Below are 15324 nucleotides of genomic sequence, written 5' to 3' on the forward strand. Positions count from 1 at the left end.
CCTCCTGGTGTCGGATCATGACCTCGACGGGGCGTGGTCGCCGGCGAGGAGCCGCACCTGGCGCACGTAGTCGTCGAAACGCGGATGAGCGAAGATCGTCTTCATCGGGCAGGACAGGCCCGCCTCGCGGTGCAGCGCCCGCGAGATCCGGGCCGCGCGCAGGGAGTCGCCGCCCAGCGCGAAGAAATCGGAGCCGCCGTCGATGTCCGGCACGGACAGGGCTTCCCGCCACAGCCGCTGGAGCACGGCGCTCACGTCGGCGGGCCGGGCCGTCCGGTCGCCGGCGATCCGGGCCACGATCGCCGCGCGCAGGGCCGGCACGTCCGTCTTTCCGCCGGGAGTACGGGGGAAGTCGTCCAGGACCACCAGATGCTGAGGGACCATCGCCTCCGGCAGCGCCTGCCGCAGGTGGCCGAGAAGCGGCTCCTGGTCGCCGATCGGCCGCGTCGCGCGCAGGCCGGCGACGAGACGGCCGTCCACCGTCATCACCCGCGCGTCGCCGACCGCGGGATGAGCGGTGAGGACGGCGGCGATCTCCCCCGGGTCGACGCGTACGCCGTTCACCTTGAGCTGGTCGTCGGAGCGCCCGAGGAAATAGATCAGCCCGTCCTCCACCCGCGCCCGGTCGCCGGTGAGGTACCACGGACCGTCGCCCGCACCGGCGACCGGCGCCTGCCGGAAGCGTCGCGCGGGCCGGGGATCGGCGCCTCGGTAGCCGAGCATGACACCGGGACCGCCGAGGATCAGATCACCCTCGGCGCCCTCGGGTACCGGCGTGCCGTCGTCGTCGATGATCACCGCTCGCACGCCGGGTAGCGGGGCGCCGATCGCAACGCGGTCGCCGCCCAGCGCGTCGGCCCGTACGTCGAAGGTCAGCGAGGTGATGGTGGCCTCGGAGACCCCGTAGGCGTTGACGAGCCGCGGGTTCTCGGCGGCGGCGCACCACTGTCGCGCGGCCGCCATCGGCAACTCCTCGCTTCCGGTCACCACCAGGCGCAGCGCCGGTGGGACGCCGCCCGCCCGGGCGAGTCCGGCCGACCAGCCGCTGAAGTAGCCGGCCGGCAGGTTGACCACGGTGATCTCCCGGTCCCGGACGATCCGGGTCAGCTCGGCGTAGCCGGCCGCGCCCAGTCCCCCGCGCAGGATCTCGACGCGGGCGCCGGCGTACAGGGTCGGCCAGATCTCCTCGGCCGCGACGTCGAACGCCGGCGAGGCGGCCTGCAGGACCCGGTCGTGCGCGGTCAGCTCGTACCGGGCGCCGACCGCGCCGGCGTGCCAGAGCAGGGCGCCCCGGCTGATCGTCGCGCCCCTCGGCACACCGGTGGTGCCGGAGGTGTAGACGACGTAGCCGGGCGACGCCCGCGGGAAGCCGGACGGTCCGGGCGCCGGATCCCCGGGGGCGTCCCGCTCCCAGGCGCCGAAGGTGATCACCTGGACGTCGAGGGAGCGGAACGCCGCCGGGTCGGGTGTGACGGCCACCCGGGCACCGGAGTCGCGGACCATGTGGGCGAGGCGATCGGCGGGCACACCGGCCCCGGTGGCCAGGTAGGCGGCGCCGGTCAGCCAAACGCCCAGCAGCACCGCGACCGTCCGGGGGTCACTGTCGCCGTGCACGACGACGATGTCGCCGGGGCCGGCCCGCCGCGCGCGGAGATGGGACGCGACCTGCTCCGCGTACCGGACGAGCCGGCCGTACGACCACTGTTCGGCCCCGTCGCCCACCGCCGGGCGGCCGGGATGCTCCCGGGCCCGGCGCACGATCTCATCGACGACGTCCATCGTGGACTCCTTTCCGTCGGCGGTCATCAGGCCACGACCGCCGCGCTGGGCCGGGTTCGGCGGGCCCAGTCGAGGGCCGAGCCGGCGGTGGCCGACACGGCGAGGAAGAGCGTCGACAGCACGATCCATCCGGCGGCGTCGAACCGCTCGACGAGCAGCGTGACCAGCACCGGGCCCAGCACCAGATGCACGGAGCCGCCCAGGGCGAAGACGCCGCCCCAGGTGCCCTGCGCCGCGGCCGGTGCGAGATCGAACCGGAACTTCCAGCCGGCCGCCGACGCCCAGATCTCGCCGACCGACAGCAGCGCGACGGCGAGCATCAGCAGCGGAACGCCGACGGCCATCGTCGTGTCGTCGCTGAACGCTATGACCAAGCAGGCCGTGGTGCTGACGACGCCGGCCCCGATCAGCAGGCGCAGGGCGCCCCCGAAGGACTCCGCGGCCCGGCTGAGCCGCACCTGCAGGACGATCACGATGAGCGCGTTGAGACCGTACAGCCAGGCCGCCAGCGCGACCGACAGTCCCGCCTGCGAGACGAGCCACAGCGGCAGGCCGACGAAGAGGATGATGTCGCCGATGGCGAGCACGCCGTGCAGGCCGGCGAGCGCCAGGTAGGGAACGTCCCGCAGGGCGCCGCGCATCGAGAGGCCCGCCGACGGCGGTATCTCGGCGACCGGCCTCGGCAAGCCCAGGCTCAGCAGGACGGCGACGAGCTCGGCGGCCGCGCACCCGATCATCAGGGCCAGGTAGGCCGATCTCCGGTCGGCGCCGAGGAGCAGGCCGCCGAGGCCGGTGCCGGCGATGATGCCGGCGTTGAACAGACTGCGCAGGCGCGAGGAGAGCGTCACCCGGCTGCCCTCGTCGGTGAGGTCGGCCACCAGCGCCTCCCGGCAGATCCACGCGGCCTGCACGGCCATCTGCACCGCGGTGACGACGATCAGAAAGCTCCAGAAGCCCCTGATCGCGATCGCCGACAGCAGCAGAACGGCGCCCAGGGCCCCGGTGAGCACTACCGCGCGGCGAGCCTGCACGCGGTCACAGAACCGTCCGATCACGACGGACAGCGGCAGCCAGCCCAGGCCGGCCACGGTGAGGCCGATACCGACCTCGGACGCCGTCAGACCGGTGAAACGGGTGTAGTAGACGGCGCTGCCCGACGCGTACAGCCCGAAGCCGGTCGCCGCGAAGAAGTTGGCCGCCATGACCCGCCGGAGGTGGGTCATCGACGGGCCAGACGCTCGTCGACCTCGGCGTCGGACAGCGCGGCGATCTGCTCGGTCAGCAGACCCTCGACCAGTACGGCCTGATCGGCCAGCCGGGGCCGGTCGTACAGGTCGGCGATCGACACCTCGACCTCGAGCTCGGCCCGGATCCGCATGCCCACCTGCGCCACCGCCAGCGAGTGACCACCGAGCTCGAAGAAGTGGTCGTCGCCGCCCGACGGCGCCGCCGGCAGAACGCTCGCCCAGATGTCGGCGACGGCCTGCTCGGCCGCGGTGAACGCGCCGGGCGACACGGCCGGCACCGTCTCCGGCGCCGGCAGCGCCCGGCCGTCGACCTTGCCGCTGCTGGTCAGCGGCAGGTCGGGAAGCACCACGACGAGGTCGGGAACGCTGTGCCGGGACAGCCGCTCCCGCACGTGGGCACGCACCTCGTCGGGCCGTGTGTCGCCGGGGGCCGCCACGTAGCCGACCAGGACCGGCCCGGACCCGGGATGGTCGTGCACCCGGGCGGCCGCCCGGCGCACGCCGGGGAACGTGGTGAGAGCCTGCTCGACCTCGCCGAGCTCGATCCGGAACCCGCGCACCTTCACCTGGGCGTCGCGGCGGCCGAGCACCGCCAGCAGGTCGTCCGGGGTGAGCCGGGCCCGGTCGCCGGTGCGGTACATCCGGCTGCCCGGCGGGCCCCACGGGTCGGGCAGGAAGGCGGCGGCGGTCGCCGCCGGCGCGTTCAGGTAGCCGCGGGCCAGCTGCGGCCCGGCGATGAACAGCTCGCCGACGCCGCCGGGCGGCACCGGCCGCAACCGGTCGGACAGGACGTAGGTCCGTAGGCCCGGTGAGGGGCGGCCGATCGGGACCGATCGCCCGGACGACGACTCGGGCGGCCCGGCCGGGCCGAGGTCGGCATAGGTCACGGCGCAGGTCGTCTCGGTGGGGCCGTACGAGTTGAGCAGGCGGACGTGCGGGCCGGCCGAGGCCAGCCACTGCCGCAGATGGGTGGGGTTGGCCGCCTCACCACCGATGATGACCAGGCGCAGGCAGGCGGGCACCGCGCCACCGCGCTGGGCCAGCCACGAGCAGACCAGGTGCCAGTACGCCGTGGGCAGGTCGATCACCGTGGCGCCGGCCGTCTCGACGCGGTCGAGCAGCGCCGCCGGTGTCATCACCCGCTCGTCGCGCAGCAGCAGGGCGGCGCCGGCGGCCAGGGTGGTCCACAGCTCGGACACGAAGGCGTCGAAGGTGAAGGAGGAGAACTGCTGAACCCGGTCGCCGGGTTCGAGCCCGTAGTGGGCGGCGGTGACCGCGGCGTAGAACGACACCGCGGAGTGCGGCACGCCGACCGCCTTGGGACGGCCGGTGGAGCCGGACGTGTGGATCACGTAGGCGAGGTCGTCGCCGGTCAGCGCGACCCGTTCGCCCACGGCCCCGGACGGCACGGCGTCCCGGCCGGGCACGAGGGTCAGCCGGCAGCCCAGGTCGCGGACCAGTTCCTCGGTGCGCTGGGCCGGGTCGGCCGGGTCGAGCGGGACGTACGCGGCGCCGGCGGCCATCACGCCGCAGAGGGCGACCACCGCGTCCGCCGTGAGCTCGCTCAGCACGCCCACCCGGTCGCCCCGGCGCACCCCGCGGTCGCGCAGGTGGGCCGCCAGCTCACCGGCCCGGCGGTTCAGCTCGGCATAGGTGATCACCCGCGCGCCGGCCACGGCCGGCGCGTCCGGCCGCCGGCCGGCCCAGTCCGCGATCAGCTCGGGCAGCGGCGCCGTGGCGAGCGCGGCCGGCGGGGCGGGAGCGGTCAGCCCGGCCATCCGCCGGGCGTCGCCGTCGGTGAGCACCGGCAGATCGTCCAGCGGCCGGCCGGGGTCGGCGGCCGCACCGGCGACGAGCACACCCAGCCGGGCGGCCAGAGCAGTGACCGTCCGGTGGTCGAACCGGGCGGCGTCGTAGTGCAGCCGGCCGTGCGCCGTTCCGTCCCCCAGCGGGCCGAAGGCGAACGTCAGCGGGGCGGCCCCGTCCGGAACCGGCTGGGCACCGACGCGCAGCACGACGTCCGGCGCCGGCCCGGCGGCGTCCGGGGCCGTGGTCGCCACCTGCCGCAGCAGCAGCGGGAAGGTCGGCGCGGCCGGGACGCGCACCGTCACGGCGTGCTCGCCCAGGCCGACGCGGAGGTCCCGCTGGCCGGTGTGCCGGTACACCAGGGCGGCCAGGACGGTCAGCAGCGTGGCCGGCGCGTCGGCGCCGGCCGCCCGGCCCAGGCGGCACAGCGCCGAGAACGCGGCGGGCAGCACGACCTCCACGCTCGCGACGGCACCGGGCCGGCCGTCGAGGTGGTCGAACGGCAGGTCGAGCCGGTCCGGCTCGGCGCCGGTGGACGGGTGCGTCAGGTCGGGGGTGTCGAGCATGGCGGGTCTCCATTCGGGACGGGACGGTGGGAGCGTCACGGCGCCACCTCGACCAGGCCGAGCTGTACGGCCTTGGCGACCGCCTGGATCCGGTCGGTGGCGCCGATGCGCAGGTAGAGCTGCCGGAGCCGGCGCTCGACGGTGCGGACACCCTGGTGCCGGGTGCGCGCCATGCGCTGCACCGTGGCGCCCTGCGCGAGCTCCTGCAGCAGGTGCAGCAGCTCGTCGTCGAGATCGATGGCCGGCCCGGGCGCGGTCGGGCCGACGAGCTGCGACCACCAGGTCGCGGGGACGAGGGCGTGTCCGTGCCGCGCCATCCGTACGGCGAAAAGCACCTCGGCCGGCGCGGCCCGCCGGTCGACGAAGGCGCGGACGCCGTGGACGCTGGCCAGCCGGGCCCAGCCCGGGCGGTGGGCCGGCACGAGCACCACGACGGTCGCCGTGCCGTGGGCCGCGCGCACCCGCTCCAGCAGCGTCAGGTGTTCCTCGGCGGCCACGGCCAGAACGACGACCAGATCGCTGACGCCGTCGGCCACGGCGTCGAGCGAGACGCCGGCGCGATAGCCGGCCGCGGCGCCGGCCTGGACGATGTGCCCCGACACGAGCGGGTCGGGGTCGAGCACCACCAGCGCCGGCCGCCCGGTCACGCGGTCACCGCCGGACAGCCGGCTCGGGGGCCGGCGCGGTGGTGACGGACTCCCGCCACCCTCGGCGGCGCCGGCGGACCGGCCCGTCCGCCGTGGGCACACTGGCGAGGTGACGCCGAATCGCCACGATCGGCGGGAACTCTCGCGAAAGCTGGAGGATTCATGACATCCCTTCCCTTGCTCTGTCTGCCGTACGCCGGCGCCGGCGCGTCCGCCTTCCGTGGCTGGAGCGCCTTCTGCGGCCCGGGTCTGGAAATCGTTCCGGTGCAGTTGCCGGGCCGGGAGGAGCTCATCGACGAGGAGCCGTACCGCGACGCCGGCCGAGCGGCCGACGGGCTGCTGCCGGGGATTCGCCGCCGGCTGGGCGACCACCGGGCCGTCGCCCTGTTCGGCCACAGCATGGGTGCTCTCCTGGCGTACGAGGTCGCGTGCCGGCTCGCCGCCCTGCCCGGGATGACGGTGTCGCTGCTCGTCGTCAGCGCGTCGCACGCGCCCGGCACGTCTCGGCGGCACACCGTCACGGGCTTGCCGGACGACGAATTCCTCGACGGGCTGCGGCGGTACGCCGGCTACTGGCCGGCGGCGCTCGACGATCCGGATTTCCGCGAGCTGATGTTGCCGGTGCTGCGGGCCGACGCCGAGTTGCACGAGCGCCATCGCCCGGATGGCGGGCGCCGCCTGTCGGCGCCGGTTCTGGCCGTACGGGGAGCCGACGACCCGATGGTGGAGCGGACCGAGACGGCCCGGTGGGCCGAGTGGACCAGTGGGCCGTTCACCTCGGCCGAGCTGCCCGGCGGTCACATGGATCTGGTGAACGATCCCGCCGCGCTGCTCCGCCTGATCTCGGACGCCGGCTCAGTACCAGGTGATGACGGACATCGAACTCCCTCCACGGCGTCGCTGCGCTGAACTACATGGCCCACTCGACACCGCGGGGCCATCGTCGCTCTATCGATGCCTTATCCGCCGCGGTCTCCGACCGATTAGTGAGATCCGTGTTTGTCGATCTCCACTCTGGATAGTGAGTGACCGGTCGACTTCATTCAGTGATCATCATCGGGGGTTCGTCACCGTGACAGGAGCCGACAGCGACATCCGTCTGCGTCTGCTGGGACCGCTGGAGGTCACCGGGCCGGCCGGTCCCGTGCCCGTCGTCGCGCCCCGCCGGCGGGCGATCCTGGCGATGTTGCTGCTCCGGGCCCGTTACGTCGTGCCGGTGGACCGGCTCATCGACGCCGTCTGGAGCGAGGCGCCGCCGGCCACGGCCAAGGCCCAGGTGCAGATCTGCATCTCGGCGCTGCGGCGGGTGCTGGAGGAGGCGGGGCTGCCCGGCGCGATCAAGACGCACTCCTCGGGATACATCGCTGACGTGTCCGACGACCACCTGGACGTCCGGGTGTTCGAGCGGTTGTGCCACGCCGCCGACGAGGCGGTCGCGGGCCAGGATCCGGCGCTCGCCGCCACGCTGCTCCAGCGCGGTCTGGCCCTGTTCCGGGGCGTTCCGCTGGACGGCCTGACCGGCGCCGTCCTCGAGTCGGCGGCCGCGCACCTCGCCGAGCAGCAGCTGGGCGCGACCGAGAAGCTGATCGACATCAGGCTGGCCGCCGGTGAGCACCGGGAGCTGGTCGGCGAGCTGACCGGGCTGGTCGCCGTCCACCCGCTGCGTGAGCGTTTCCGCGGTCAGCTCATGCGCGCCCTGGCCGGCTCCGGCCGCCCGGCCGAGGCACTGGAGGTCTACCGCTGCGGCCACCGGCTGTCGGTCGACGAGCTGGGCCTGGAACCGGGACCGGAACTACAGCACCTGCACCGCAACATCCTGGAGGGCAGTCAGGAGGATCGGCCCGCCGCCCCCGCGGTCCTGACCGTGACCGAGGAGCCGGCGACGCCTCGGCAGCTGCCCCTCGACGACCCGCACTTCTCCGGCCGGCGGCCCGAGCTCGAGCGGCTGTGCGCGCTGCTCTCCTCCGCCGGCACGCCCCGGGTCGCGGTCATCTCCGGGCGGGCCGGCGTGGGGAAGAGCGCACTCGCGGTCCGGGCGGCCCACGACCTGGCGGACGCCTACCCGGACGGGCAGCTTTACGCCACACTGGACGGTTCCAGCGCCCATCCCGCCTCGGCGGCCACCGTCCTGGACCGCTTCCTGCAGGCCCTCGGCGTCCCCGGCCCCGAGATCCCGAGCGGCACCGACGCGCGCGCGGCGATGTACCGCAGCCGCACCGCCGACCGGCGGATCCTGGTCGTCCTGGACGACGCCGGCAACGAGGAGCAGGTCCAGCCGCTGATCTCCACCGGCCCGCACTCCGCCACCGTGGTGACCAGCCGGTCCCGGCTGACCCTGCTGGGCGGCGCGGCGCAGCTCGACCTGGCACCACTGGACCCGGCGGCCGGTCTCGAGCTGCTGCGGAAGGTGGCCGGCCGGGAACCCGGCCGGGATCGGCCGGCCGACCTGACGCGGCTGGTCGAGCTCTGCGACGGCCTGCCCCTGGCGCTGCGCATCGCCGGCGCCCGGCTGGCCGCCCGGCCGCACTGGCCGGCCGCCGACCTGGTCTCCCGGATGGCGAACGACGACCGCCGGCTCGACGAGCTCGCCCACGGCGGCCTGGCGGTGCGCAGCGGCCTGGAGTCGAGCTACGAGCTTCTCGCCGAGCCCGCGCGACACGCGTTCCGGCTGCTGAGCGGCGTGCGGATGACCGAGATCGCCAGCTGGTCGGCGGCGCCCCTGCTGGGCCTCGATCCCCTCGACGCCGAGGACGCCGTCGAGGCGCTGGTGGACGCGCAACTGGTCGGTACCCACGCCACGCCCACCTCGCTGGTGCGGTACCGGTTGCACGGGCTGACCGCCGATTACGCCCGGGAGCTGGCCCACGTGGAGGACGGCGCCGCCGAGCGCAGCGCCTCGATGCGCCGGCTGCTCTCCGCCACGATGTTCCTCGGACAGGAGGCACACCGCCGGCAGTACGGCGACCTCAGCCTGATCCACGGCACGGCGAAACGCCGGACGCTGCCGGCTCCGCTCGTCGACCGGCTTCTCGACCAGCCGATGCGCTGGTTGCAGGACGAGCGGCACCTGCTGGTGGCCGCGGTGCGCTGGGCACAGGCCGAGGGCCTGGACGAGCTCTGCTGGGATCTCGCCGTCACCGCCGCCACGCTGTTCGAGTGGGGCGGCTTCTTCGACGACTGGCAGCTCACCCACGACATCTCCCTGGACGCCGTGCGGGCGGCCGGCAATCAGCGCGGCGAGGCCATGCTCACGCACTCCATCGGCGCGCTCTACCTACGCCAGGACCGCCGGGCCGAGGCCCACAGCAAGATCATTGACGCCGTACGCCGGTTCAAGCAACTCGGCGACGACCACGGCCGGGCGCTGGCCCTGCGCAACCTGGCCCTCCTGGACCGGATGGCCGGCGACCGCGGGTCCGCGATGCGGCACAACGAGAGCGCGCTGACCGCGCTCCGCGTCGCCGGCGACCGGGCGGCCGAGGCCGATGTGCTCACCAACATGGCGCAACTGAACATCGACGTCAGCCAGAACGCCGAGGCCGAGCAACTGATCAAGGCCGCCCTCGGCGCCATCCGAGGTCTGGACAGCACCCGGGTGCACGCCCAGGTGATGTACCGGTACGGCGAGCTGTGCCGGCGGCAGGGCCGGCTGGACGACGCCGACCGCGCGTTCGAGGACGTGCTGACCACGGTGCGCGGGGACGGCGACCAGAACGGCGAGGCGTACGCCCTGTACGGCCTGGGCCTGAACGAGCTGCGCCGGGACCACCGCCACGCGGCGGAGACGCTGTTGCGGCGGGCCAGCACGCTGGCCGGGCCGCGGGGTACCCGGCGCATCGAGGCCCGCATCAACTCCACACTGGAAACCGTGTCGCGGCCCTCGCCCGGCCGGATGGCCGCCTCCCGCAAATAGGTGCGCCGATAGCCGGGCGATGGGACCGCCCGGTTCCCTGAAAGCGATAAGCACCACCGATCGCTGGAAGGGAGTTGGTGGACATGCAGCCCACCTTGGCGAGCTCGGCACCGACGGAAGTCGGCTTCACTTCCCCACTCATCAGGTACTACCAAGGCGTACGCGCCGCCGCCCGGCAGGTCGTCCGGGAACGCGACGGGGCGCCGTCCCCGACGGTGAGTTTCGACCTCCCCCCGCTCGACGAGCGCCTGCGGCGCTACTTCGATCAGCCGGGCGTCACGCTCGCCCCGATCGGAGCGGAGCGCGGCCGGTCGCTCTGGATGCTGAACCTGATGGGCGACCCCGAGACCCGTACCACCAAGACCCTGGCCTCACTGGTCATGGTCGCCCGGGCCGCGCATCACATCGACCGGACCGGCGAGGGCGTCCTGATCGTCACGCCGTCCTCGGCGAACAAGGCCACCGCCCTGCGCGCCGCCGTCGGCCGCGCCTACCGCACCGGGCTGGCCACGCCGGAGCAGCTGCGCATCGTCGCCGTCGCCCCCGCCACCTCGGCGGCCAAGCTACGGGCCGGCGACCTGTCGGCCGACGCCCACCTGCGGGCGGCGAACCCGTTCGTGCTCGCCGACGTGGACCACCCCGCGAACGTCAAGCAGCTCGCCCGGGAAGCGGTCGACATGTGCGCCGCCGAGATCCTGGCCGGCACCGGCTTCCGCACGTGGTACTCGCTCGACATCGACAACTACCGCATCGCCGACTCCGTCCGCGCCTTCGTCGAGGCCGAGACGATGCCGCTCACCCGGGCCAGCCGCCCCCGCCTGCACGCGCACGCGGTCTCCAGCGCGTACGGCCTGCTGGGTTACCACCTCGGCTGGCGGCTGCTCTCCTCCGGCGCGTACGCCGACCTGGCCACGCCGGCGTCGCACCCCGGATTCTTCCTGGTGCAGCAGCTGGCCACCCCGGACATGGTGCTGAGCCTGCGGTACGGCGACACGTCGCACTCGCGCATCCCGGAGTACCGGCGCGACGGCGACCACTGGCGGCAGAGCGCCGATCCGGCGTTCCCGGCCGTCACCGACGACCCGCACGAGGTGCTGGACCGCACGTTCTACACGACGAACCCGCCGACCTGTTCGCAGATCGACCAGATCGTCGCCCGGCACGGCGGAGGCGGCGTCGTGGTCTCACGCCGCGAATGCCTGGACCGGTACGACTGCGTACGGCAGCTCTGCGCCGAGGCGGGCGTACGGCTGCCGTCCGACCCGGCCGACATCCGCGAGTGGTCCATCGTCAAGGCGCTCACCGGAATCCTCGTCGGCATCGAACGCGGCTTCATCGCCGAGGGCACCGACGTCGTCGTGCACGGGTCGGGCTTCTACACCGACGCGCTGCTGCCGCCTCTGCCCGAGGAGCACGTCCGGCGGCTCAGCCGGGCCACCGAACTGGCGGCCGTCATGCGCACCGCCGCGAGCTAGGCGGCGCGGCGTGACTCTCTCCCGCTGGGCCGTACGAGCCCGCCACCGCTGGCACCACAGCACCCACCCCGCCCTGGCCACCGGCCACCACCTCATCGACCTGGCCCGGACGCCGTCGCCGCTCGTGGCCAGCGCCGGCGGCGACGGGCCCACGCTCGCGTACGGCGGCCTGGCCGACGGCCTGGTGCACGTGCTGCCCTTCCTTGAGAGCCGCCGGACGGCGCCCGCCCAGCGGCTCGGTGACGAGCCGGCCGGCGCCGACCTGGTCGCCCTCGGCTGCGGAGAGGCACAGGCGTTCGCCCTGCCGGCGGACCGGTCGCTGGTCCTGCCGATGCGGGTGCACCTCGTGGTGCCGCTGCCGGCCGACCCCGGCGACGTCGTACGGCGGGTCTCCCGCAAGGACCGCCAGCAGCACGCCCGCGGCTGCGACCGCTTCGGCTGGCGGCTGGAGGAGGGCACCACCGTCGCCGACTTCACCGAGTTCTACCACCGGTTCCACCTGCCGACGATGCGGGTGCGGCACGGCGAGCGGACCCGGTCCGCGCCCGTGGACGAGGCGTACGAATGCCTCTTCCGCCGGGGACGGCTGTTCTTCCTCACCGCGCGGGGCCGGCGCGTCGCCGGGATGCTGTGCGTGGTCGACCAGCGGGGACGCCGTGTCGTCTCGCGGCTGGCCGGGGTCCAGGACGGCGCCGCCGAGCACTACCGGTCCGGGGTCTACATGGCGCTGCACGTCCTGATCCTGCAGTGGGCCGCACGGCAGGGCCTGGCCACCGCCGACCTCTCCGGCTGCGAGCCCTTCCTCAGCAAGGGCATCTTCCAGTTCAAACGGAAGCTGCACCCGACCGTGACCGTCCCGGCCACCCACTTCGGCCGCAAGCGGCTCTGGCTGCGGGTCGAGCGCGACGGCCCGGCCGTCCGGGACTTCCTGGTGGCCAATCCCCCGATGGTGATCGACCGCCGGCAGCGGATGCGGGCGGTGTACTTCCACGACCGGTCGCGGCCGCCGCGGCTCGATCTGCGCTGGCAGACGCCCGGCCTGGACGACGGCGTCCTGGTCGATCTCGACGAATTCCTGGCCTCCGGCGCCCCGCCGATGGCCACGACCGCACCGGGGAGGGCAGAGCCATCCGCGTCGGACTGATGATTTTGCCGGCCACCTCGTGGGACACCGCCCGGGCGCAGTGGCGCCGGGCCGAGGAGCTCGGCTTCGCCCACGCCTGGACCTACGACCACGTCGTCTGGCGGGACATGCCCGACCGGCCGTGGTTCGCGGCGACGCCCACCCTGGCCGCCGCGGCGGCCGCCACCAGCACCCTGCCGCTGGGCACGCTCGTCGCCACTCCGAACTTCCGGCATCCCGTCGTGCTGGCCAAGGAGGCCATGACGCTCGACGACATCTCCGGCGGCCGCTTCGTCCTCGGCGTGGGCGCCGGCGGCGGCGGCGCGGACGCCCGGGTCCTCGGCAACGCCGTACCGCTGCCCCGGGCCCGGCAGGACCGCTTCGAGGAGTTCGTCGAGCTGCTGGACCTGTTGCTCCGCCAGCCCGTCACCTCGTACCGAGGCCGGCACTACCAGGCCGACGAGGTGCACATGCTTCCCGGCTGCCGCCGGCGGCCGCGGATGCCGATCGCGGTGGCCGCCGGCGGACCGCGCGGCATCCGGCTCGCCGCGGCCGTCGCCGACATCTGGATAACCAACGGCACGGTGGCCCGGCCCGGGCTGGAGCCGCCCGTCACCACACCCGAGGTCGTGGCCGGTCAGGTTCGGCAGCTGCGGGACGCCTGCGCCCGCCGGGGCCGCGACCCGGACGGCGTCCGCCGGCTGCTGAACCTGGCCGACCGGGACCGCTCGCCGTTCGTGTCGGTCGACGCTTTCGCCGAGACCGTCCAGCGGTACGCCGCGGCCGGCATCACCGACCTGGTGGTGCCCTATCCCCGGGCGGAACCGCCCTTCGCCGGCAGCACCGCCGTACTCGAACGGGTCGCGGCCGAGGTGCTGCCCGCACTCCAGACCGCGACGAGCGCGGCCTGACCACAAGCTCGGAAGGAGACGCACATGTGCGGTCTGGTCGGATGGGTGGACTTCGGCGAGGACTTGTTCCGGCACGGGCGGGTCGTCGCCGCGATGACCGCCACCATGAGCAACCGGGGCCCGGACGACGAGGGCACCTGGCTGGGCCGGCACGCCGCGCTCGGTCACCGGCGCCTCGCGATCGTCGATCCCGGTGGCGGTGCGCAGCCGATGGTCGCGCACCGATCCGGCGAGGGAAAGCCGGTGGTCCTCGCGTACAGCGGCGAGATCTACAACCACGAGGAGCTCCGCGCCGAATTGCGCGGCCGCGGGCACGTCTTCCGCACCCGCTCCGACACCGAGGTCGTGCTCCGGGCGTACCTGCAGTGGGGAGGCGAGTGCGCGGACCGGCTCAACGGCATCTTCGCCTTCGCGGTGTGGGACGGCGACCGCGAGGAGATGGTGCTGATCCGCGACCGGCTCGGCGTCAAACCGCTCTACTACCACGCGTACGACGACGGGATGCTGTTCGCCTCGGAACCCAAGGGGATCCTGGCCAACCCCCGCTTCCGCGCCCGGACCCGCGAGGACATGCTGCCGGTCCTGTTCAACTCCCGCCTGGCCATGCCCGACGAGACACCGCTGATCGGCCTGCACCAGGTGCATCCGGGGCAGGTGCTGCGGTTCGACCGGTCCGGTGTCCACAAACACCAGTACTGGGAGCTCGTCTCGCACGAGCACCCGGACGACGAGGCCACGACCGTGAAGACGGTCCGGGAACTGCTCGAGGACGTCGTCAGCCGGCAGCTGGTGGCCGACGTGCCGATCGGCACGCTGCTCTCCGGCGGCCTCGACTCCAGCGTGATCACCGCGCTGGCGGCGCGCCTGAGGCGGCAGTCCGACCAGGGCGACGTCCGCGCCTTCGCCGTCGACTTCACCGGGGCGGAGGACGACTTCCGGTCGACCCCGCTGCGCCCCGAGCGGGACACCCCGTACGCCCGGCTGGCCGCCCGTCACCTCTCGGTGCCGTACACCGAGGTGGTGCTGGACCCGGCGTCGTTCCCCGGCGTGCACGAGCAGACCCTGCTGGCCCGCGACCTGCCGGCGCTGGGCCAGTTCGACCAGTCGCTCTACCAGTTCTTCGGCGCGGTGCGCGAACAGTCGACGGCGGTGCTGTCGGGCGAGGCCGCCGACGAGATCTTCGGCGGCTATCCGTGGTTCATGCGGCCGGAGACCGTCTCCGCCGACACCTTCCCGTGGCTGGGCAACGCACCCCGGCTGACCGACTGCCTGAACGACGGCGTCCGCCGGCGCATCCGGCCCGAGGACGCCGAACGGGACCGGTACCGGACGATGCTGGCGCGCGTGCCCCGGCTGGCCGGCGAGACCGGCCTGCGGGCCCGCATGCGCGAGGTGCTCTTCCTGAGCATGCAGGGACCGCTGACCTACCTGCTCGACCGCAAGGACCGGATGAGCATGGCGGTCGGGCTGGAGGTCCGGGTGCCGTTCTGCGACCACCGGCTCGTCGAGTACCTGTGGAACGTCCCCTGGGACATGAAGGTGTCGGACGGGCGGGAGAAGACGCTGCTGCGCGCCGCGGCCGGCGACCTGCTGCCCGCGCAGACCCTCGAGCGGCGCAAGAGCGGCTATCCGGCGACGTTCGCGCCGGCCTACGCCGCGGCGGTGAACGACCAGCTGACGGCGCTGCTCGACGACCCGGCGGCGCCGCTGCGGGATCTGCTCGACGCCGACCGGGTCCGCGCGCTCGCCGGCCGGGGCGGGCGGACCCTCACCTTCGCCAGCGCCGAGCATCTGCTCACCCCGCTGCTGGAGGTCAACGCATGGATGACCAGGTACAACGTCGAACTGGTCGGCTGA

The 15324-nt window shown here is 74.0% G+C and carries 10 protein-coding genes; 6 read left to right on the top strand and 4 right to left on the bottom strand.

What is annotated here, in order from left to right; genetic code table 11:
- Positions 1 to 15: 15 nt before the first annotated feature.
- The 4 genes from ACGFJ7_RS07845 to ACGFJ7_RS07860 are packed head-to-tail and all read right to left on the bottom strand — an operon-like array spanning position 16 to position 6045.
- The gene (locus tag ACGFJ7_RS07845) at positions 16 to 1779 is read right to left on the bottom strand and encodes a non-ribosomal peptide synthetase (RefSeq protein ID WP_392641465.1); all 1764 of its coding nucleotides are present in this window, start codon (positions 1777 to 1779) and stop codon (positions 16 to 18) included.
- A 26-nt stretch (positions 1780 to 1805) separates the two neighbouring features.
- A complete protein-coding gene (locus ACGFJ7_RS07850) occupies positions 1806 to 3002 on the bottom strand; it encodes an MFS transporter (protein ID WP_360244117.1) in 1197 nt (398 codons plus the stop codon).
- Complete coding sequence (locus tag ACGFJ7_RS07855; protein WP_392641467.1) at positions 2999 to 5398, bottom strand: amino acid adenylation domain-containing protein; 2400 nt, start codon at positions 5396 to 5398, stop codon at positions 2999 to 3001. The genes ACGFJ7_RS07850 and ACGFJ7_RS07855 overlap by 4 nt, the downstream gene beginning before the upstream one ends.
- A gap of 35 nt (positions 5399 to 5433) precedes the next feature.
- On the bottom strand, positions 5434 to 6045 hold the full coding sequence (locus tag ACGFJ7_RS07860) for a hypothetical protein (protein WP_360244123.1): 612 nt from the start codon (positions 6043 to 6045) through the stop codon (positions 5434 to 5436).
- A 162-nt stretch (positions 6046 to 6207) separates the two neighbouring features.
- Between ACGFJ7_RS07860 and ACGFJ7_RS07865 the strand changes: the two genes are divergently transcribed.
- The 6 genes from ACGFJ7_RS07865 (at position 6208) to asnB (ending at position 15324) form a co-directional block, all read left to right on the top strand.
- The gene (locus ACGFJ7_RS07865; protein WP_360244126.1) at positions 6208 to 6954 is read left to right on the top strand and encodes an alpha/beta fold hydrolase; all 747 of its coding nucleotides are present in this window, start codon (positions 6208 to 6210) and stop codon (positions 6952 to 6954) included.
- Between the two features lie 163 nt (positions 6955 to 7117).
- Entirely contained in the window at positions 7118 to 9958 is a 2841-nt protein-coding gene (locus ACGFJ7_RS07870; protein ID WP_392641470.1) for a BTAD domain-containing putative transcriptional regulator, read from the top strand.
- Between the two features lie 83 nt (positions 9959 to 10041).
- On the top strand, positions 10042 to 11433 hold the full coding sequence (locus tag ACGFJ7_RS07875; protein ID WP_392641472.1) for a DUF6002 family protein: 1392 nt from the start codon (positions 10042 to 10044) through the stop codon (positions 11431 to 11433).
- A 10-nt stretch (positions 11434 to 11443) separates the two neighbouring features.
- On the top strand, positions 11444 to 12577 hold the full coding sequence (locus ACGFJ7_RS07880) for a GNAT family N-acetyltransferase (RefSeq protein WP_360244135.1): 1134 nt from the start codon (positions 11444 to 11446) through the stop codon (positions 12575 to 12577).
- Positions 12562 to 13467 (top strand): LLM class flavin-dependent oxidoreductase, encoded by a 906-nt coding sequence (locus tag ACGFJ7_RS07885; RefSeq protein ID WP_360246494.1) that lies wholly within the window; start codon positions 12562 to 12564, stop codon positions 13465 to 13467. The genes ACGFJ7_RS07880 and ACGFJ7_RS07885 overlap by 16 nt, the downstream gene beginning before the upstream one ends.
- A 24-nt stretch (positions 13468 to 13491) precedes the next feature.
- Positions 13492 to 15324 carry an asparagine synthase (glutamine-hydrolyzing) gene (gene asnB, locus ACGFJ7_RS07890; RefSeq protein WP_392641474.1) on the top strand — a complete coding sequence of 611 codons (1833 nt, stop codon included), beginning with the start codon at positions 13492 to 13494 and terminating at the stop codon, positions 15322 to 15324.

It is taken from the genome of Actinoplanes sp. NPDC048988 (assembly GCF_043197815.1).
Lineage (GTDB): Bacteria > Actinomycetota > Actinomycetes > Mycobacteriales > Micromonosporaceae > Actinoplanes.

What these genes read in the sequence shown, in the direction of transcription:
- ACGFJ7_RS07875 (WP_392641472.1), top strand. Translation starts at nt 10,042, where the DNA reads ATGCAGCCCACCTTGGCGAGCTCGGCACCGACGGAAGTCGGCTTCACT.
- ACGFJ7_RS07855 (WP_392641467.1), bottom strand. Translation starts at nt 5,398, where the DNA reads ATGCTCGACACCCCCGACCTGACGCACCCGTCCACCGGCGCCGAGCCG.
- ACGFJ7_RS07850 (WP_360244117.1), bottom strand. Translation starts at nt 3,002, where the DNA reads ATGACCCACCTCCGGCGGGTCATGGCGGCCAACTTCTTCGCGGCGACC.
- ACGFJ7_RS07845 (WP_392641465.1), bottom strand. Translation starts at nt 1,779, where the DNA reads ATGGACGTCGTCGATGAGATCGTGCGCCGGGCCCGGGAGCATCCCGGC.
- asnB (WP_392641474.1), top strand. Translation starts at nt 13,492, where the DNA reads ATGTGCGGTCTGGTCGGATGGGTGGACTTCGGCGAGGACTTGTTCCGG.
- ACGFJ7_RS07865 (WP_360244126.1), top strand. Translation starts at nt 6,208, where the DNA reads ATGACATCCCTTCCCTTGCTCTGTCTGCCGTACGCCGGCGCCGGCGCG.